Below are 17,238 nucleotides of genomic sequence, written 5' to 3' on the forward strand. Positions count from 1 at the left end.
GTCCGCCACGCCCTGGCGGCTCGCGGCCAGGCCAAGATGGACGGCTTGTACGCCGGACGGCCCGCCGTGCCCACCGGCAAGCTCATCCTCGACGCGCTGGCCGGTATCCGGCTGATCCCGGGCACCGGCCAATCACCCCCGATCATCCCGCACCCCACCGATCTCCAACTCGATCTCCTGGACCTCCTCGACATCGATCCACGAGACCTCCGCTGAAGATCACTCACGTGCGGAAAACGGGGCTAGCGGATGGCGAACCAGTAGAAGCCGTGGCCTGGCAGCGTCAGCAGGTACGGCATCTCGCCGATGACCGGGAAGGGCACCTCGCCCCGGCACTCGACCGGTGTCGAGCCGGCGAAGCGGCGCAGGTCCAGTTCCACCGGCTGGGGGTACTTCGACAGGTTGTTGACGCACATCATCCGGTCGTCGCCGTCTTCGCGGATGAAGGTCAGCACGGACGGGTTGGAGGACCACAGCTCGCTGTAGACGCCGGTGCCGAACACCGGGTGCTGCCGCCTGATCTCCAGCATCCTCCTGGTGAAGTGCAGCAGCGAGGCCGGGTTCTTCTGCTGGGCCTCGACGTTGACCGCCTGGTACCCGTAGATCGGATCCATCACCGCGGGCAGGTAGAGCCGGCCGGGGTCGGCGGCGGAGAAGCCCGCGTTGCGGTCCGGGCTCCACTGCATCGGCGTGCGTACGGCGTCGCGGTCGTCGAGCCAGATGTTGTCGCCCATGCCGATCTCGTCGCCGTAGTACATCACCGGCGACCCCGGCAGGGACAGCAGGAGCGCGGTGAACAGCTCGATCTGGTCTCTGTCGTTGTCCAGCAGCGGCGCGAGGCGGCGGCGGATGCCGAGGTAGGCCCGCATCCGCGGGTCCTTGGCGTACTCGGCGTGCATGTAGTCGCGCTCTTCGTCCGTGACGGTTTCGAGAGTCAGCTCGTCATGGTTGCGGAGGAAGATGCCCCACTGCGCCTTTTCCGGGATCTTGGGGGTGCGCGACATGATCTCGGAGATCGGCTCGCGGCTGCCCCGCCGAACCGCCATGAAGATCCGCGGCATCAGCGGGAAATGGAAGGCCATGTGGCATTCGTCACCGCCGGTGGTGGGGTCCCCGAAGTACTCCACGACGTCCTCGGGCCAGCCGTTGGCCTCGGCGAGCAGCACCCGGTCGGGGTAGAGGCGATCGACCTCGGCGCGGACCTTCTTCAGGTAGGCGTGGGTCTCCGGAAGGCCGCTGCACAGCGTGCCCTCCCGCTCGAACAGGTACGGCACGGCGTCCAGCCGGAACCCGTCGATGCCGAGGTCCAGCCAGAAGCGCAGGACCTCCAGCATGGCCTCCTGGACCGCCGGGTTGTCGTAGTTGAGGTCGGGCTGGTGGTGGAAGAACCGGTGCCAGTAGTACTGCTTGCGCACGGGGTCGTAGGTCCAGTTGGACTCCTCCGCGCCGACGAAGATGATCGGCGCGTCGGGGAAGCCCTCCGGATGGTCGGACCACACGTAGAAGTCGCCGAACGGCCCCTCCGGGTCGTGCCGGGACGCCTGGAACCACGGGTGCCGGTCGCTGGTGTGGTTCATCACCAGGTCGGTGACGATGCGGATGCCGCGCCGGTGGGCCTCCTCCACCAGCTTCACGAAGTCCCCCAGATCCCCGAAATCAGAAAGGATCTTCATATAGTCCGCGATGTCATAGCCGCCATCGCGCAACGGGGACTCGTACAACGGCAGCAGCCACAGGCAGTCGACGCCGAGCCACTCCAGGTAGTCCAGTTCGTCGATCAGCCCGCGTAGATCGCCGGTGCCGTCGGCGTTGGAGTCCTTGTATCCGCGAACGAGGACTTCGTAGAAGACCGCTCGCTTGTACCACTGCGGATCGGCCGAGACGAAGTCCTCGGAAACCGGTTCCGGGCAGGGGGATGCATCAATCATTCTCGCTCACAATGCAGGAAAGGCGAAACCGGCTCACCGGTCGCCCGGCTGTGGTTGTGGGTGAGCGCGCGCCGCCTGGAGCCCTACGTCATCCCCATGCGCTCCCAGACCGAATCGTTGATTCGGTCTGTCCATCAGCGCGCTTTCCAGGCCACACATTAGCAGCGGCCCGCCCCTGCTGAAGCGGGATATCAAGGGCGCGGTAGGGAATCTTCGGCGACTCCGTGGCAAAGGCCCGTAATTGCGTCGTTACCGGGAGTCGGCGCGACCGAAACCACAAGGTCATCACGCCCAGGGCGGCGTCAGATCCCGTAGTTTTCCCTCGTTGTCGGTGATCCAGGAACCGAACAGCACGAGGCCGCGAACCCAGAACCGGTCGTTCCACCCGTTGAACCTCGCCAGGGCGTCCGGCCCCTGTCCGATCATGTCGTGCAGCTCCGGCGAGAGCAGGCCGGGCACGCGCGCGGCCAGGGCGGTCAGCATCCGGTGCCCGTGGGCGCGGGCGGGCGCGGCGGCCGAGCGCAGCGGCACCCGGGTGAGCGGCTGCTTGACCACGTTGGTGGACGGCAGCGCCGCCACCCTGGGGTTGGCCGCGTGCAGCAGCTCGCGGTAGAAGCGCCCCTTGTCCTTGCGGGCCACGCCGACCGACAGCGCGGCGTCGAAGAAGGCCGGGTGGATGAACGGCGCGGCGAACGACGCCTCGGGCCCCACCAGGTTGACCGGCGAGCGGGCGATGCCCCTGACCGTGCGCGTGTGCAGCACCGACAGGGGGAGTTCGGCGCGATGGCCGTGCAGCATGGACGTGGACCGCGTGAACGACTCCTGGACGGTCGCCTCGATCCACTCGGCCGCCGGGCCGGACAGGAAGGGCATCGAGGGCGCGCCCAGGGCCAGGGACCTGAGCACCGCGGCCTGGCGTTCGGCGGCCGTGCCCGCGTGCATCGCCTCGCCGCTGACCATGAAGTTCTTCAGCAGGGGGCCGCCGGCCAGGCCGTCCACGAGGGTGCGCCCTGAGCGGTGGACCTCCTTGGCGAAGGGGGCGTACCAGGCGTGGTGCGGAGTCAGGTACTCCAGCCTGCGGGCCACCTCCAGTGTGTCGGCGGGGTAGCGGGCGGGGTCCTGTTCGACCACGCGGTGCCGTACACCGAGTTCGCGGGTGATCGCGCGGGCGAAGGCGATGTCGGTGTCGGTGCCGTCGTCCGGGCTCGTCGTCCAGGACTCCACGTCCGCGCCCCTGGCCACCGCCACCGAGCACAGCAGCCGGGAGTCGTAGCCGCCGCTGACCGGCACGAGCAGCGGACGGTTCTCGAACTCCTTGTACACGTCGTGCAGGATCGACAGCAGCTCGCCCGCGCCGCGCCACGCCTCGTAGGGCTCCTCGCGCACCCAGCGGGGCAGCCGCCGGTCGACGCTCACCCGCCGCGTCGCGCGGTCGTAGACCAGCGCGCTCGCGCCGGACAGGCGCTTGACGGCCTCGTACGGCGTGCCGTCGCCCAGCGGGAAGGTGACCCGCAGGATGGACGCCCAGGCCGCCCAGTCCATCTCGCGCCGTTCGCCCGTCAGCGCGAGCAGCGGTTCGAGCAGCGAGGAGAAGTAGACCGCCCCGGGGGTGCGCAGGTAGTAGACGTCCACCAGCCCGAGCCCGCCCGCGTGCAGCGTGACCTGGTGTCCGTCGTCGATGAGCCCGGGGGTCTCGTACGTCTCGGCGATCGACATCCAGCGGTCGGCGACCAGCGGCCGGCGCTCCCCCCAGGCGAACGCGTATCCGCGCTCGTCGCGGTGGTAGGGGGCCAGCGGCGCGCTGCTGAACAGCGCCGCGCCGTCGGTCTGCAGGGCCGCGCGCGTCTTGGGCCCGGCGGCGCACAGGTCCGCCAGGACCGCCGGGTCCACGCCGCCGATCGCCCCGCACACGTACGGCCGGACGTTGAACGCAGGCCAGGCCCCCTCACGCACGGGCTCATCCCTTCCCGGTCTTGAATCGCTTTCGGTTCGCCACTGTCGCGATTAGCGGCAAGAGTATCCTTTTGCACCGCTCAGGGATTCGGAGGACGACGTGGCTGGCGAGCGACTGGACGGCACCCGGCGGGCACTGCGGGACGCCATGGCGCAGGCGGAACGGGCCGCCGAGCTGGCGCGGCTCCTGGACGCCGCGCAGGCCAAGCTCGCCGAGGCCGAACGCGCAACACAGGAGTTGCGCGAGGTCAACACACGGCTGGACGAGGTCGAACGGGAACTCGCCGACACACGGGCGAGCGAGGACAAACTGCGCCGCGAACTGGCCGAGCAGCGCTACCAGACCGAGGTCGCCCGCTGGAAGCTCTCCTCCATGCAGGTCGCCCGCTGGTCCAGGCTCGGCGACGCGATCAAGTCCGGCAAGCGCAACCCGGTGCGGCTGGCCCGCGGCCTGCGCCGCGCCGCCAAACCGGTCAAGCGCCCCGCCGCCCCCAAGCGCAGACCGGCCCCCGCCGTCCCCCAGGCGGCCGAAGAGAAGCCGGGAGCGGCCTTCCAGGCCAAGGAGTCCGTGCGCGTCATCGAGGGCGCCTCCTTCAAGCTCAAGCCCTTCCGGGTGCCCACCGGCCCGAACACCCGCCCGCACCTGACCGCGGCGGTGATCGCCGGACCGCACGCCGAGGCGCTGCTGCGCTACGAGTGGCGTCAGACGGTCGGGTTCACCCCGCGCGACTTCGCCCGGGTGCTCGCCCAGGAGGTACCGCACCTGCTGGTGGTCGAGTCGGTCACCGGCGGGCCGTGGGCGGGGGAGGTCCGCGAGCCGGGCGAGGACCTGCGGGCGCTGCTGGCCTGGTGCGAGGAGCGCGGCATCCGCACGGTCTTCTGGCACACCGGCGGCGACGTGGCCGAGTTCCGGGCGGCGGCGTCGTTGTTCGAGTACGTCTTCACGGCGCTGCCCGATACGCTGCCCGCCTGGCGTGCGGCCCACCCGCGGGCGGGCGTGCTGCGGTACGCGATCCAGCCCCGGGTGCACAACCCGCTGCCGCTGGCCGGCGGGCGCTTCGACCGCGTGCTCACCCTGGCCGAGCTGCTGCCCGACCACCTGACCTACCCCGACCTGGTCACCTCCTACCGCTGGCCCAAGGGCGTGTCGGTCCCGCCGGGCACCGAGCCCTGGCGGCTGGCCGAGATCGCCGCCTGCGGCACCCCGATCGGCAGCCTGCCCGACGACCGCCGCGCCCACGCGGCGATGCGCCAGGCGTACGCCGAGGGCACGATGACCGAGCGGGTGGACGACTTCCTGGAGGCCATCGGCCTGCCCGCCGCCCGCGCCACCCTGCACGTCTCGGTGATCGTGCCGCCGACCGGCGACCTGGAGCGCGCGCTCGCCCAGCTCGCGGGCCAGGCCGGGGTCCGTCAGGCGGTACTTCTCGCACCCGACGCCGACGTGGCCGCCAAGCGGGCGGGGGAACTGCTGCCCGGGTCCGTGGACGTGGTGGCCAGGACCGCCGACCCCCGGCTGAGCACCGGCGGCGCGCTGAACCGCGCGGTCGACCTGTGCGAGGGCGACCTGGTCGCGGTGATGGACCCGCGCGACCTGTACGGCGAGCACTATCTCGCCGACCTGAGCCGGGCCTTCCTCTACACCACGGCCGACGTGGTGGGGAAGGCGTCCTACTACGCCTATCTGGAGGACGCGGGGGCGACGCTGTTGCGGCAGCCCGGCGCGGAGCACGCCTACCTGCCGGAGATCACCGGGGGGACGCTGCTGGCCCGCCGTACGGTGCTGCGCGGGCTGGGCATCGCCGACGTGGCGGAGGGCTGGGACGAGGTGCTGATGCGTCAGTGCCGCGCCGACAACATCCGGGTGTTCTCCTCCGACAGGTTCGGATACGTCCGGGTCCGCCGCGAGGACCCTGCTCTGCTGGGGTCGGCCCGGCTGGTGGAGTACGGCCCGGCGATCCCGCACGCGATGGCCTGAGCAGGGCGACTATCGTTTCCGGGGTGAGGATCGCCCTGCTGGCGCGGCTGCTCGGCGGCACACCGAGGCCGTCGGGGAGCTGGGAGCGCGAGGCGGTCTACCTGGCCCCCGCGCCCGGCCCGGGGGCGGCCGAGCGGTTGCGCGAGGTGCCCGGGATCGCCGCCGTGCGTCCCGGCCCGGGCCGGTTGCTGGAGATCGTGGTGACGACACCCGGCGAGATCGTCACCGAGTTCCGGCCGGAGGCACTGGGGTTCACCCCCTTTCAGGCGCGATGGCCGGATTTCCCGAGGACGTGGGACAACCCCGGCTTCGTCGTCCGTTACGCGCACGCGCGGGCGGTGGCCGCCGGACGCTGGGCGCGCGACCTCGGCGTGCCCCTCGGCGACTTCCGCTCCGAGACCCTGTGCGGCGCGCTGGACCGGGCCGTGCTGCGGGTGCTGGCCGAGCTGCCCAGCAGGCGTGAGCGCGCCGAGCCGGGGTGGGCGGGCTACCTGGAACGGCTGGCCCTGGCCTACCACGACGCGCACGAGGGTGCGCCCGCCGTACCGGTGGGGGACGGGGCCGCCGAGCCCGTCCACACGGCCCGCGTACGGCTGGCCGGGGCGGTCCGTCTCGTACTGGCCGGAGGGCTGGCCGCCAATGGACGAACAGCGCCCGACAGACTGTGATAAACCCTCCCGAGACGGAAAAAGGGAGTGGTGGTGGACGGAAAACGCGGGGTGATCAGGCGGTCACTACCGGCCGCCGCGGTGTTCGCGCTCGTGCTCGGCGCCCTCGCGTTCTTCTACCCCGACCTCAGAGACGCCCTCGGCACCTCGCCCGGCTCCCCGAGATCCGGAGCGGCCACCCACGCCCTGTACTCCACCGCCCCCGTGCCCAGCCGCTGCGAGTTACCCGGCGACCGCGACGAGGACATCAAGCGGACCCTGCACGCGCTGTCCCGCTGCCTGGACCGGATGTGGACGGACACCCTGCGGACCGCCGGCCACGACTACGAGCCGCCCCGCGAAATCAACCTGGTCGAGACCCCCGGCGACGCCTCCTGCGGCCAGGGCGACGACGGCTGGGCCGGCATCTACTGCCCCGAGTCCCGGTCGATCAACGTGCTGCTCGACGCGAGCTGGGCGTTCTCCGACATGTTCACCCTGGCCCACGAGTACGCCCACCACGTACAGGAGATCAGCGGGATCGCCGACCAGCGCGGTTCGGAGATCTTCGACGAGGCGTGGTCGCGGCGGCTGGAGTTACAGGCCGACTGCATGGCCGCGGCGGCCATGCGGGACGTCGACGCCGAGGCGCTGGCGATGGTCCGCGCGGCGGCGGGCTCCGCGGGGGCGGAGGACGGGGAATGGGCCGCGCACCGCAAGACCCACGGCTCGGCGAGGAACAGCGCGGCGTGGATCGGCCGGGGCGAGCGGCTGGGCACGATCGGCGCGTGCAACACGTGGGCCGCTGCGGAGGATCAGGTGTCATAGTCGGTGGTGGACGTGATTTATCCGTAGGTTCCGCCGATTTGGAGGATAAATTGCAGAGCGTGTGTCTCGGAGAATGGACAGGCGTGCCGATGGGATCAGCCGGTCCGATAGCCTCGATCGGGTGAGTCCCTTCGTCCACCCCGCAGGCGACCGGCATGCCGGGGCCCCGCCGCACGACCGCCCCGCCCACCTGCCCGGCGACCCGGGTGAGCTGATGCGCGGCCGCCTCGACCCGGCCATCTGGCCCCGCACCGCGGGGCGCGCCGACGGCGTGGTCACCGTCGGCGGCATCGACGTCCGCGACCTCGCCGCCCAGTACGGCACGCCGCTCTACGTGCTCGACGAAGACGACGTGCGCTCCCGCTGCCGCGAGTTCGCCGCCGCGTTCGGCGACGCCGACGTCCACTACGCGGGCAAGGCGTTCCTGTGCAGGGAGGTCGCCCGCTGGATCGACCAGGAGGGCCTGGGCCTCGACGTCTGCACCGGCGGCGAGCTGGCCGTCGCGCTCAGCGTCGGCTTCCCGCCCGAGCGCATCACCCTGCACGGCAACAACAAGACCGCCGCCGAGCTGGAGCGGGCGATCGAGGCAGGGGTCGGCCACATCGTCCTCGACTCCTTCGAGGAGATCGCCCGGCTGGGCCACCTGGCCGAGCGGCACGGGGTGCGGCCCACCGTCCTCATCCGGGTCACCACCGGCGTGGAGGCGCACACCCACGAGTTCATCGCCACCGCCCACGACGACCAGAAGTTCGGCTTCTCGCTGAACAGCGGGGCGGCGGCCGAGGCGGTCCGCAGGGTGCTCGCGCTGCCGCAGCTCAGGCTGGCCGGCCTGCACTCCCACATCGGCTCGCAGATCCTCGACGCCGCGGGCTTCGAGGTGGCCGCCCAGCGGCTGGCCGGGCTGCTGGTGCAGATCAAGCAGGAGCACGACGTGGTGCTGCCCGAGCTCGACCTCGGCGGCGGCTACGGCATCGCCTACACCGAGGCCGAGGAGGCCCCCGGCGTCAAGGTCATCGCCGACGCGCTGCGCGAGATCGTCGAGCGGGTCTGCACCGCCGCCGGGCTGCCGGTGCCCCGGCTGACCGTCGAGCCCGGCCGGGCGATCATCGGCCCCGCCGGCGTGACCCTCTACAACGTCGGCACCGTCAAGGACGTCGAGGGCCTGCGCACCTACGTCAGCGTGGACGGCGGGATGAGCGACAACATCCGCACCGCGCTGTACGGCGCCGAGTACACCTGCGTGCTGGCCTCCCGCACCAGCGACGCCGCGCCGATGCTCTCCCGGGTGGTCGGCAAGCACTGCGAGAGCGGCGACATCGTGGTGCGCGACACCTACCTGCCCGCCGACCTCGCACCCGGCGACCTCGTCGCGGTGGCCGCCACCGGCGCCTACTGCCGCTCGCTCGCCAGTAACTACAACTACCAGCCGAGGCCCGCCGTCGTCGCGGTGAAGGACGGCGCGTCACGAGTGATCGTGCGCGGGGAGACGGAAGACGACCTGCTGAGGGGGCAACCGTGAAACCGCTGAAAGTGGCCCTGCTGGGCTGCGGCGTCGTCGGATCGCAGGTCGTACGGCTGATGCGGGAGCAGTCCGGCGACCTCGCCGCCCGGATCGGCGCCCCGCTGGAGCTGGCCGGGGTGGCCGTGCGCCGGCTGGGCCGCAAGCGCGACGCCGACGTCGAGCAGGGGCTGCTCACCACCGACGCCGAGGCCCTGGTCTCCCGCGACGACGTGGACATCGTGATCGAGGTGATCGGCGGCATCGAGCCCGCCAGGTCGCTCATCACGACCGCGCTGCGCGGTGGCAAGTCGGTGGTGACCGCCAACAAGGCGCTGCTCGCCGAAGACGGCTCGGCCCTGTACGCCGCGGCCAGGCAGGGCGGCGGCGACCTCTACTTCGAGGCCAGCGTGGCGGGGGCGATCCCGCTGCTGCGCCCGCTGCGCGAGTCGCTGAGCGGCGACCACGTCCACCGCGTGCTCGGCATCGTCAACGGCACCACCAACTACATCCTCGACAAGATGGACTCCACGGGCGCGTCCTTCACCGACGCGCTGGAGGAGGCCCAGGCGCTGGGCTACGCCGAGGCCGACCCCACGGCCGACGTCGAGGGCTTCGACGCCGCGGCCAAGGCCGCGATCCTGGCCGGGCTGGCGTTCCACAGCCGGGTCACCGCGGCCGACGTCCACCGCGAGGGCATCACCGAGATCACCGCCGCCGACGTGGCCAGCGCCAAGGCCATGGGCTATGTGATCAAGCTGCTGGCCATCTGCGCCCGCGCCGACGACGGCCGCACGGTCGGGGTGCGCGTGCACCCGGCGATGATCCCGAGGTCGCACCCGCTCGCCGGGGTCCGCGACGCCTACAACGCGGTCTTCGTCGAGGCGCGGTCGGCCGGGGAGCTGATGTTCTACGGCAAGGGCGCGGGCGGCGCCCCGACCGCCTCGGCCGTGCTCGGCGACCTGGTCGCGGTCGCCCGCAACCGGCTGACCGGGGCGCGTGGCCCCGAGGAGTCCACCTACGCCGACCTCGCCGTCCACCCGATGGGCGACACCGTGACCCGCTACCACGTCGCCCTCGACGTCGCCGACAAGCCGGGCGTCCTCGCGCGGGTGGCCGAGATCTTCGCCAAGCACGACGTTTCCATCCAGACGGTCCGCCAGGAGGGGCACGGCGACGACGCGCAGCTCGTCCTGGTCTCCCACCGGGCGGCCGACGCGGCGCTGTCGGCCACCGTGAGCAGCCTGCGCGAGCTGGACATCGTGCGCGCGGTGGCGAGCGTGATGCGGGTGGAGGGCGACGAGTCGTCCTGAGCCCCCGTCCGGGCGGGTGTGGCGCCATCTGGCCAGAAGCCCCGTGGGCGGCGGCGAAAGGGCACTACCCTACGGGATACGCGCACGTTGGTGTCGGGTGGCTCGTGCGCGGCACACCGATCGCGCACACAGGGAGAGACCCGTGGCCAAGCCCGCTCCGGACTGCGGATGCTGCAACGGGACCGGCCAGCTCACCTACGAGAGGCCGAAACGGCAGCCGGACGGCTCCGTCATCTGGGTGAATTCACTGGAGAACTGCCACGTGTGCCGGGGCAGCGGAAAGTGTAAATGACGGGCGCGCGGCCCGCCCGGGCGCACTCCCGATGCTGACCCGTTGTCAGGGGCCCGTGCCGGGGAGCGCCCGCAATCGGTACGCTCGTTGGCGACCGCCCCGCGAATTACGGATGTGAACGAGTCCTGTATGAGTGTCGCGCCGGAATCTTCCGCCGATCCCACCACGCCGCGAGCGCCAGAGGAACGGGCCGGTCCGCGAGGATTCGTCCGCACCCCCAGTGAGGGCGACGGAGTGCTGCGCTGGGCCGGTGAGCGCTGGGTGGCCGGTGACCGTCCGCTGGGCCCGGTCGCGACCGCGCAGGACGCCGAGGCGCTGCGCCCGCTGCGCGGCCTGCGGGTCGAGTGGCCGGGGGAGTCGCCGGTCCCGCTCGCGCCCGTCCCCGACCTCGCGGCGGCCGGGGTGCCGCTGTTCGCGGCCGGGACGCCCGCCTGGGCCCGGGAAGCGGACCCGGGGCTCGCCGCCCTGCTCGCCGAATGGGACGGCCCGCGGTCCGCGGAGGGCCCTTCCGGCATCCGCTCGGTGACCGACCTGCGCCGCGAGGAGCACAGCATCCGGCTGCGGCGGCACGGGCTGCGCGCCCGTCGTACACCCGGCGCGTCCCCCGCCGAGCCGCCGACGGTCAGCGTCGTGATGTCGTGCATGCGCCCGCACCACCTGCCCGGCGCGCTCGCCCAGATCGCCCGCCAGCGGCACGTCCGCGCCGAGGTCGTGCTGGGCCTGCACGGCGTGCCCGGCGGCCGGGACCACCCCGACGTACGCCGGGCCGCCGAAGGCTTCGCGCTCCCGCTCACCGTCCTGGAGGCGGGCGAGGACCGGCCGTTCGGCGAGCTGCTGCACCAGGCGGCGGGCCGCGCCTCCGGGCAGTACATCACCAAGTGGGACGACGACGACTGGTACGGCCCCGAGCACCTGGCCGACCTGCTGCTCGCCAAGGAGCACTCGGGGGCCGACCTGGTCGGCGTGGCCCCGGAGTTCTTCTACCTGGAGCCGCTGCGCGCCACGACCCGCAGGACCGACTACACCAGCGAAGTGTGGAGCGATTACATCGCGGGCGCGACCATCCTGATGGAGCGCGCGAAATATCAAGAATCCGGGGGTTTCGCCCCGCTGACCGCCGGTGTGGACGCCGACCTTCTGAAACGAATCCACGCCGCGGGCGGCCGGATATATCGCACCCATGGCCTTGGATTCATGATTCGCCGCTCACTGGCGGCCGACCACACATGGCAGCTTCCGCTGACCCATTTCCTGCGGGTCGCGGCAAACCAGTGGCGCGGATTCCGGCCCAGTATGATCATGGAGCCCGGCTCCGGCACCGGGCAGGGAGCGCTTGTGAGCGAAGTGAGCCGTACGTGACCGTGAGGATCAGGGGCAACGACTACACCGTGCTGCGCCCGCCCGCGATCGGGTCCTGGACCCCCGCGCTGACCGTCAGCGTCGTGGTGCCGGCCTACAACGGGCAGGACAAGCTCGACCTCGTGCTCGCGGGCCTGGCCGCCCAGACCTACCCGCAGGAGCTGCTGGAGGTCGTGGTGGTCGACAACGGCAGCGCGCCCGCCCTGCGGCTCGGCGACGTCCGTCCCGAGCTGACCCGCCTGGTCGCCTGCGAGACCCCCGGCAGGGCCGCCGCCCGCAACGCGGGCCTGGCCGCCGCGACCGGCGACGTCGTGCACTGGCTCGACTCCGACATCGTGCTCGCCCCCGACGAGGTGGAGGCGCACCTGCGCTGGCACCACCTCGCCCCCTACCTCGTGATCACCAGTCACCTGCGCTTCACCACCGCGCCGCTGCCCTCGCCGCGCGCGGTGGCGGACGGCGCCGCGGGCCTGGCGGCGCTGTTCGAGCCGGCCGAGCCGCACAAGTGGCTGGTGGACCTCGTGGAGCGCACCGGCGGCCTGGTGGGCGACCCGCGGCGGGCGTTCAGCCTGCACATCGGCGGCGCGACATCGGTCGGGGCGGCGCTGCTCAAGGCCGCGGGCCCGATGGACACCGAGCTGATCCTCGGCCAGGACACCGAGCTGGGCTACCGGCTCGCCCAGGCGGGCGCGGTGTTCGTGCCCGACCCGGAGGCGCGCGGCTACCACCTCGGCCCCTCCATGCGGATGCGCGACCAGGACGCGATCGACCGGGTCAGCCACGCCTACATCGCCGACCGCATCCCCTCCTACCGCTGGCTGCGCTCCCACCCGGCCAGGCAGTGGAAGGTCCCGTACGTGCGGGCCACCGTCGAGCCCGGCGGCTACGACGACGTGCGCGCGACGGTCGACGCCCTGCTCGCGGGCACGGTCCCCGACCTCGTGGTGGACCTTCCCGGACCATGGTCACGCCTCGCCCCCGAACGCCGGGCCCCGCTCACCGACCCCGACCTCGACCTGGTGCTGATCAAGGGCCACTACCTCCACGAGCCCCGGGTGCGCCTGACCGGCGAGGAGCCCGAGCCGGACACCCCCGAGCCGTACCGCCTCCGGCTGCCCGCCGGGTGGGTGCCCGGCGAAGAGAGCCTGGCGCGGCTGCTCGACGTGGCCGCCGAGCAGGGGTACGGCCTGGTCAACGTGCTGCTGGAGGAGACCGCCGACGGCGTCGTGGCGGCCCGGCTGGAGCGCTCCGCGGCGTTCGCCAGGGCCGCGATCGTGGCCGAGCCCGGCGAGGACGTCGACGACGCGGTGGACGACACCTTCGGCGTGCTGTGGGTGGACGCCGAGACCTACGGGTTCACCCCCGCCGAGGGGGCCGCGACGCCCACCGGCAGACGCACCGCCTACCGGGCCCGCGTGGCGGCGGAGGACGAGGTCGCCAGGCTCAAGAAGGAGGCCGAACGGCTGCGCGGCCAGATCGCCAGGTGGCGTGAGGAGGCGGGCCGCTGGCGCAAGGGCGCGGTCGAGTACCGCAGGGAGATCGGCACGCTGCGCCGTGAGCTGGCCGCGGCCAAGAAGGCCCAGCCGGTGCCGCGCACGGGGTTCGCCGGAGCGCTCAGGCGGGCGCTGTCCCGGCGTCGCCGCGGCAAGGCGGAGTGAGCCGATGCCGGAGACGGGCGCGCGCGAGGTGCAGAGCAGCCCGCGTTCCAGCGTGTGGCGGCTGGAGTACGGCGGGGCCGCCGTCGTGGTCAAGCAGTCCACCGGCGGCGACGACGCCCAGGCCAGGTACGGGCGGGAGATCACCGCACTGACCCTCGCCGCCAGGGGCACGGGCGTGCCTCCGGTGGCCAGGGTGATCGCCTCCGATGCCGGCTGCCGGGTCATGGTGCTCGAACACCTCGCCGAGGTGCCCGGCACGGCCGACTGGGCGGTCCGTTACGCCGACGCGCTCGCGCGCCTGCACGCCGCCACCGGCCCCGCCGACGCGGGCGCGCTCCCCACGTGGCAGGGTCCCACGGAGGCCGACGCCGAGGCGTTCGCGGGCTTCGCCGCCGCGCTGGGCGTACCGGTGTCCGCGCGGGCCCGCGACGAGATCTCGGCGCTCGTCGAGCGGCTGGGCGCGGGCGGCCACGCGCTGCTGCACGGCGACCCGTGCCCCGACAACGTCATCGTGACCCGCCATGGCCTGCGCTTCGTGGACCTGGAGCAGGCGTCGCTGGGCAACGGCCTGATGGAGCTGGCCTATCTGCGAGCGGGCTTTCCGACCTGCTGGTGTTCGCTGGGCATCGCCCCGGCGATGGTCGCCGAGGCCGAACGGCGGTACCGCGCGATCTGGCGGGTGCTCACCGGCACCGACGTCCCGGGGCGGCTCGCCGACGCCTGCGCGGGCTGGCTGCTGCGCGGCGACGCGCTGGTCGAACGGGCCCGCAGGCACACCGCCGACCACCTCGCCGCAGTGCTGCGCGACGACTGGAGCTGGGGCGTGGCCACCGCGCGCGAACGCCTCGCGCACCGCCTCGGCGTGGTCGCCGCCGCGGACGAGCCCGATCTCGCCGCCCTGGGCGCCTTGGCCCGAGCGGTACGCGAGCGCATGCTCACCCGCTGGCCCGGTCTCGGCCCGCTGCCCGCCACCCCACCCTGAGCCCGGGGTTTCAGCCGCCGGGACGACCACGGCCGGTCAGGCGGCCGAGCAGTGACCCGCTTCGCGGGCGGGAGGGCTGCACAGGCGGGGCAGGTGCCGGTTCGCGAGGTTGCGCCGCGGGCGCGGCGGGCTTCTTCTTGGGCGCGGGCCAGAAATCGGCGTGCTCGCCCTTCAGCACCCCGTGCGTGGCCTCGATCAGCTCGTCCTTGTGATCTGCGGCGAGCCGGCCCGCCGTGGCCAGCTCACCCAGCGGCACGCCCGGGTTGGCCAGCAACAGCGCCCGGCTCAGCGCCTCGGTCCGCTCCAGCCGGGCCGTACCGCCCGCGGGCAGGTCCACCAGCACCAGCCCCGGCCGGTGCTCCTGCATCGTCTCGATCATCAGGCGCAGCGTGTCGCGGCCGAGCGGCGCGTCCACCGGCCCGGTGTACCTGAAGGGGATCGGCGCGGGGGAGGGCTGCACGGCGTCGGCCAGGCGCACCCGGTCATCGCCCGCGAAGTGCTCGCTCATCAGGCGCAGGTCCAGGTCGGGATCGCGGAGCACGGCCCGTCTGCCGCAGGTCGGCCGTGACCAGGGCGCGACCAGCGTCACCACCACGTCGCCGACGACGCCGGTCAGCGCCGCGCCCACGGCGGCCCGCACGGTCTCCTCCGGCGCGTCACCGACCTCCAGCACCACCTCGACGTACGGCACGCGCCACCGCCGCCCGGCGTCCTTGCGCAGGTCACGGCGGAGCGGCACGCGCTGGGCCAGGTACGGCGCGACCACCCGGACCGCCAGGTCGCGCTCCAGCCTCTGGGCGGGCAGCCCCAGGTGGACCGCCTGGGCCAGCGGGTCGGGGACGAACACGGCCCCGGCCTGGGCGAGCCGGTAGGCGAACTCGGTGTCCTCGCCGCGCGGCACGCCCGCGTCGATGCCGCCCGCCGCGCGGAACAGCTCGCGGTGCAGGCACAGCGTGGGGCCGGTGCAGCAGTGGTAGGGGTTGCGGCTGGTACGCAGGCCGTCCAGCCGCTCGATCGTCGCCTCGGTCGAACTCGGCACCGCCGCCGCCAGGTCGAACAGCGTGCCCAGCCCGCCGCCCGCCACGCCGTCGCGGACCCGGGCCGGGGAAAGCCCCTCAGGCTCGGCCAGGAACCGCTTGTAGCCGATCGTGACCGCGTAGTCGGTCAGGTGGTGCCAGCGGGCCAGCGCCTCGATGTGCTCGCGGCAGACCACCATGTCGGCGTCCAGGCGCTGGATCAGTGTGCCCTCGGCGACCGCCGCCCCGGTGTTGACCGCGTGCCCGATGCCCCAGCCCGACGGGTCGGCGGTGACGATCCGCGTGCCGGGCGGCGCGATCTCCGGCAGGCGCAGCGGCGGGTCGCTGCCGTCGTCCACCACGATGACCTCCAGCAGGTGCGCCGGGTAGGTCTGCGCGGACAGCGCGGCCAGGGTGTGGTCCAGGCGGCTCTGGCCCCCGTGAGCGGGTATGACGACGCTCACCGGCAGCGACGGCGTGAAGGCCCCCAGGCCGGGCGGGGTGAGCGGGGAGTGGTCGTTGCGCCGGATCCGCGGACGGTCGCCCGGCACACCGTGATGTTCACCCGTCATGTCAGCAGACCCTATCGCGATCGCGTCCGGACCCTGCGGGAGCGGGATCGCGTCCGCAGGTCAGGCCGGTTGCCCGTAAACTCGGTGCTCGACACCGCAAGTCTGCCTAGGAGCGATCATGACCAGGGTGTGGCGTGGACTCATCGAGGAGTACCGTGACCGGCTTCCGGTGACCACGGCGACGCCGGTGGTCACCCTGCTGGAGGGAGGCACGCCGCTGGTCCCCGCGCGCAGGGTCTCCGCGCTGACCGGCTGCGACGTCCACCTGAAGGTGGAGGGGCTCAACCCGACGGGGAGCTTCAAAGACCGCGGCATGACCATGGCGATCAGCAAGGCGGTCGAGGCCGGGGCCAAGGCCGTGATCTGCGCCTCCACCGGCAACACCTCCGCGTCCGCCGCCGCCTACGCCGTTCGCGCAGGGCTTACCTGCGCCGTCCTGGTGCCGCGCGGCAAGATCGCGATGGGCAAGCTGGCCCAGGCGCTGGTCCACGGGGCCAAGCTGCTCCAGGTCGACGGGTCCTTCGACGACTGCCTGGAGATGACCAGGAAGCTCTCGGAGAGCTACCCGATCGCGCTGGTCAACTCGGTCAACCCGTACCGGCTGCAGGGCCAGAAGACCGCGGCCTTCGAGATCGTGGACGCGCTCGGCGACGCGCCCGACGTGCACTGCCTGCCGGTGGGCAACGCGGGCAACATCACCGCCTACTGGATGGGCTACAAGGAATACTCCGCCGACGGGCCCGCCACCAAGCGGCCCCGGATGCTGGGGTTCCAGGCGAGCGGGGCCGCCCCGATCGTCAAGGGCGCGCCGGTGACCCACCCGCACACGATCGCCACCGCGATCCGCATCGGCAACCCCGCCTCCTGGCGGCTCGCCGAGGCGGCCCGCGACGAGTCCGGCGGCGCGATCCAGGCGGTCACCGACCGGCAGATCGCCGCGGCCTACAAGCTGCTCGCCCAGGAAGAGGGCGTGTTCGTGGAGCTGGCCTCGGCGGCGAGCGTCGCCGGGCTGCTCCAGGCGCGTGAGCAGGGGCTGGTGCAAGATGGTCAGCGGGTGGTGTGTACGGTCACCGGTAACGGCCTGAAGGACCCCGACTGGGCGATCTCCGGAGCCCCGGCGCCGGTGACGATCTCGATCGACGCGCACGCCGCCGCGATGGCGCTCGAACTCGCCTGAAGCCGGGGGCGGCGCTGCGCCATCCGGCCCGATTCCC

13 protein-coding genes are annotated in these 17,238 nt (G+C 72.7%); 10 read left to right on the forward strand and 3 right to left on the reverse strand.

Annotation, left to right across the window (positions count from 1 at the left end):
• Window positions 1–216, forward strand: a 216-nt coding sequence (locus tag DP939_RS46495; RefSeq protein WP_199565154.1) for a hypothetical protein, incomplete at its 5' end; no start/stop codon positions are given.
• Between the two features lie 26 nt (window positions 217–242).
• Here the strand turns inward: DP939_RS46495 and treS are convergent.
• Window positions 243–1,928, reverse strand: coding sequence for a maltose alpha-D-glucosyltransferase (gene treS, locus DP939_RS38195; protein WP_113985725.1), 1,686 nt, complete (start codon window positions 1,926–1,928; stop codon window positions 243–245).
• Between the two features lie 285 nt (window positions 1,929–2,213).
• A complete protein-coding gene (locus DP939_RS38200) occupies window positions 2,214–3,881 on the reverse strand; it encodes an asparagine synthetase B family protein (RefSeq protein WP_113985726.1) in 1,668 nt (555 codons plus the stop codon).
• 100 nt (window positions 3,882–3,981) lie between these two features.
• Between DP939_RS38200 and DP939_RS38205 the strand changes: the two genes are divergently transcribed.
• From DP939_RS38205 to DP939_RS38240, 8 genes are all read left to right on the forward strand, one after another.
• Window positions 3,982–5,859: a hypothetical protein gene (locus DP939_RS38205; protein WP_225878737.1), complete on the forward strand. Its 1,878-nt coding sequence runs from the start codon at window positions 3,982–3,984 to the stop codon at window positions 5,857–5,859.
• A 23-nt stretch (window positions 5,860–5,882) separates the two neighbouring features.
• Window positions 5,883–6,527: an anticodon-binding protein gene (locus tag DP939_RS38210; protein WP_113985727.1), complete on the forward strand. Its 645-nt coding sequence runs from the start codon at window positions 5,883–5,885 to the stop codon at window positions 6,525–6,527.
• Between the two features lie 33 nt (window positions 6,528–6,560).
• Window positions 6,561–7,334: a neutral zinc metallopeptidase gene (locus DP939_RS38215; RefSeq protein ID WP_158578929.1), complete on the forward strand. Its 774-nt coding sequence runs from the start codon at window positions 6,561–6,563 to the stop codon at window positions 7,332–7,334.
• 121 nt (window positions 7,335–7,455) lie between these two features.
• Window positions 7,456–8,853 carry a diaminopimelate decarboxylase gene (lysA, locus tag DP939_RS38220; RefSeq protein WP_404828623.1) on the forward strand — a complete coding sequence of 466 codons (1,398 nt, stop codon included), beginning with the start codon at window positions 7,456–7,458 and terminating at the stop codon, window positions 8,851–8,853.
• Window positions 8,850–10,145, forward strand: coding sequence for a homoserine dehydrogenase (locus tag DP939_RS38225; RefSeq protein WP_263972373.1), 1,296 nt, complete (start codon window positions 8,850–8,852; stop codon window positions 10,143–10,145). The genes lysA and DP939_RS38225 overlap by 4 nt, the downstream gene beginning before the upstream one ends.
• Window positions 10,146–10,566: 421 nt before the next feature.
• Window positions 10,567–11,796, forward strand: a complete 1,230-nt coding sequence (locus DP939_RS38230; protein ID WP_113985730.1) for a glycosyltransferase — start codon at window positions 10,567–10,569, stop codon at window positions 11,794–11,796.
• Window positions 11,793–13,454: a glycosyltransferase family 2 protein gene (locus DP939_RS38235; protein ID WP_113985731.1), complete on the forward strand. Its 1,662-nt coding sequence runs from the start codon at window positions 11,793–11,795 to the stop codon at window positions 13,452–13,454. The genes DP939_RS38230 and DP939_RS38235 overlap by 4 nt, the downstream gene beginning before the upstream one ends.
• A 4-nt stretch (window positions 13,455–13,458) precedes the next feature.
• Entirely contained in the window at window positions 13,459–14,436 is a 978-nt protein-coding gene (locus DP939_RS38240; RefSeq protein ID WP_113985732.1) for a phosphotransferase family protein, read from the forward strand.
• A gap of 10 nt (window positions 14,437–14,446) precedes the next feature.
• Here DP939_RS38240 and DP939_RS38245 read toward each other — a convergent pair whose 3' ends face one another.
• Window positions 14,447–16,024 carry a glycosyltransferase gene (locus DP939_RS38245; protein WP_113985733.1) on the reverse strand — a complete coding sequence of 526 codons (1,578 nt, stop codon included), beginning with the start codon at window positions 16,022–16,024 and terminating at the stop codon, window positions 14,447–14,449.
• A gap of 118 nt (window positions 16,025–16,142) precedes the next feature.
• Here DP939_RS38245 and thrC point away from each other — a divergent pair, with 118 nt between their 5' ends.
• Complete coding sequence (thrC, locus tag DP939_RS38250; protein WP_113985734.1) at window positions 16,143–17,201, forward strand: threonine synthase; 1,059 nt, start codon at window positions 16,143–16,145, stop codon at window positions 17,199–17,201.
• The last annotated feature ends 37 nt before the right edge of the window (window positions 17,202–17,238 follow it).

Source organism: Spongiactinospora rosea, from assembly GCF_003315795.1.
GTDB classification, from domain to species: Bacteria; Actinomycetota; Actinomycetes; order Streptosporangiales; family Streptosporangiaceae; genus Spongiactinospora; species Spongiactinospora rosea.

Bases quoted from the DNA above. Each gene is read 5' to 3' on its own strand.
- treS (WP_113985725.1), bottom strand. From the start codon at position 1,928: ATGATTGATGCATCCCCCTGCCCGGAACCGGTTTCCGAGGACTTCGTC.
- DP939_RS38230 (WP_113985730.1), top strand. From the start codon at position 10,567: ATGAGTGTCGCGCCGGAATCTTCCGCCGATCCCACCACGCCGCGAGCG.
- DP939_RS38240 (WP_113985732.1), top strand. From the start codon at position 13,459: ATGCCGGAGACGGGCGCGCGCGAGGTGCAGAGCAGCCCGCGTTCCAGC.
- DP939_RS38245 (WP_113985733.1), bottom strand. From the start codon at position 16,024: ATGACGGGTGAACATCACGGTGTGCCGGGCGACCGTCCGCGGATCCGG.
- thrC (WP_113985734.1), top strand. From the start codon at position 16,143: ATGACCAGGGTGTGGCGTGGACTCATCGAGGAGTACCGTGACCGGCTT.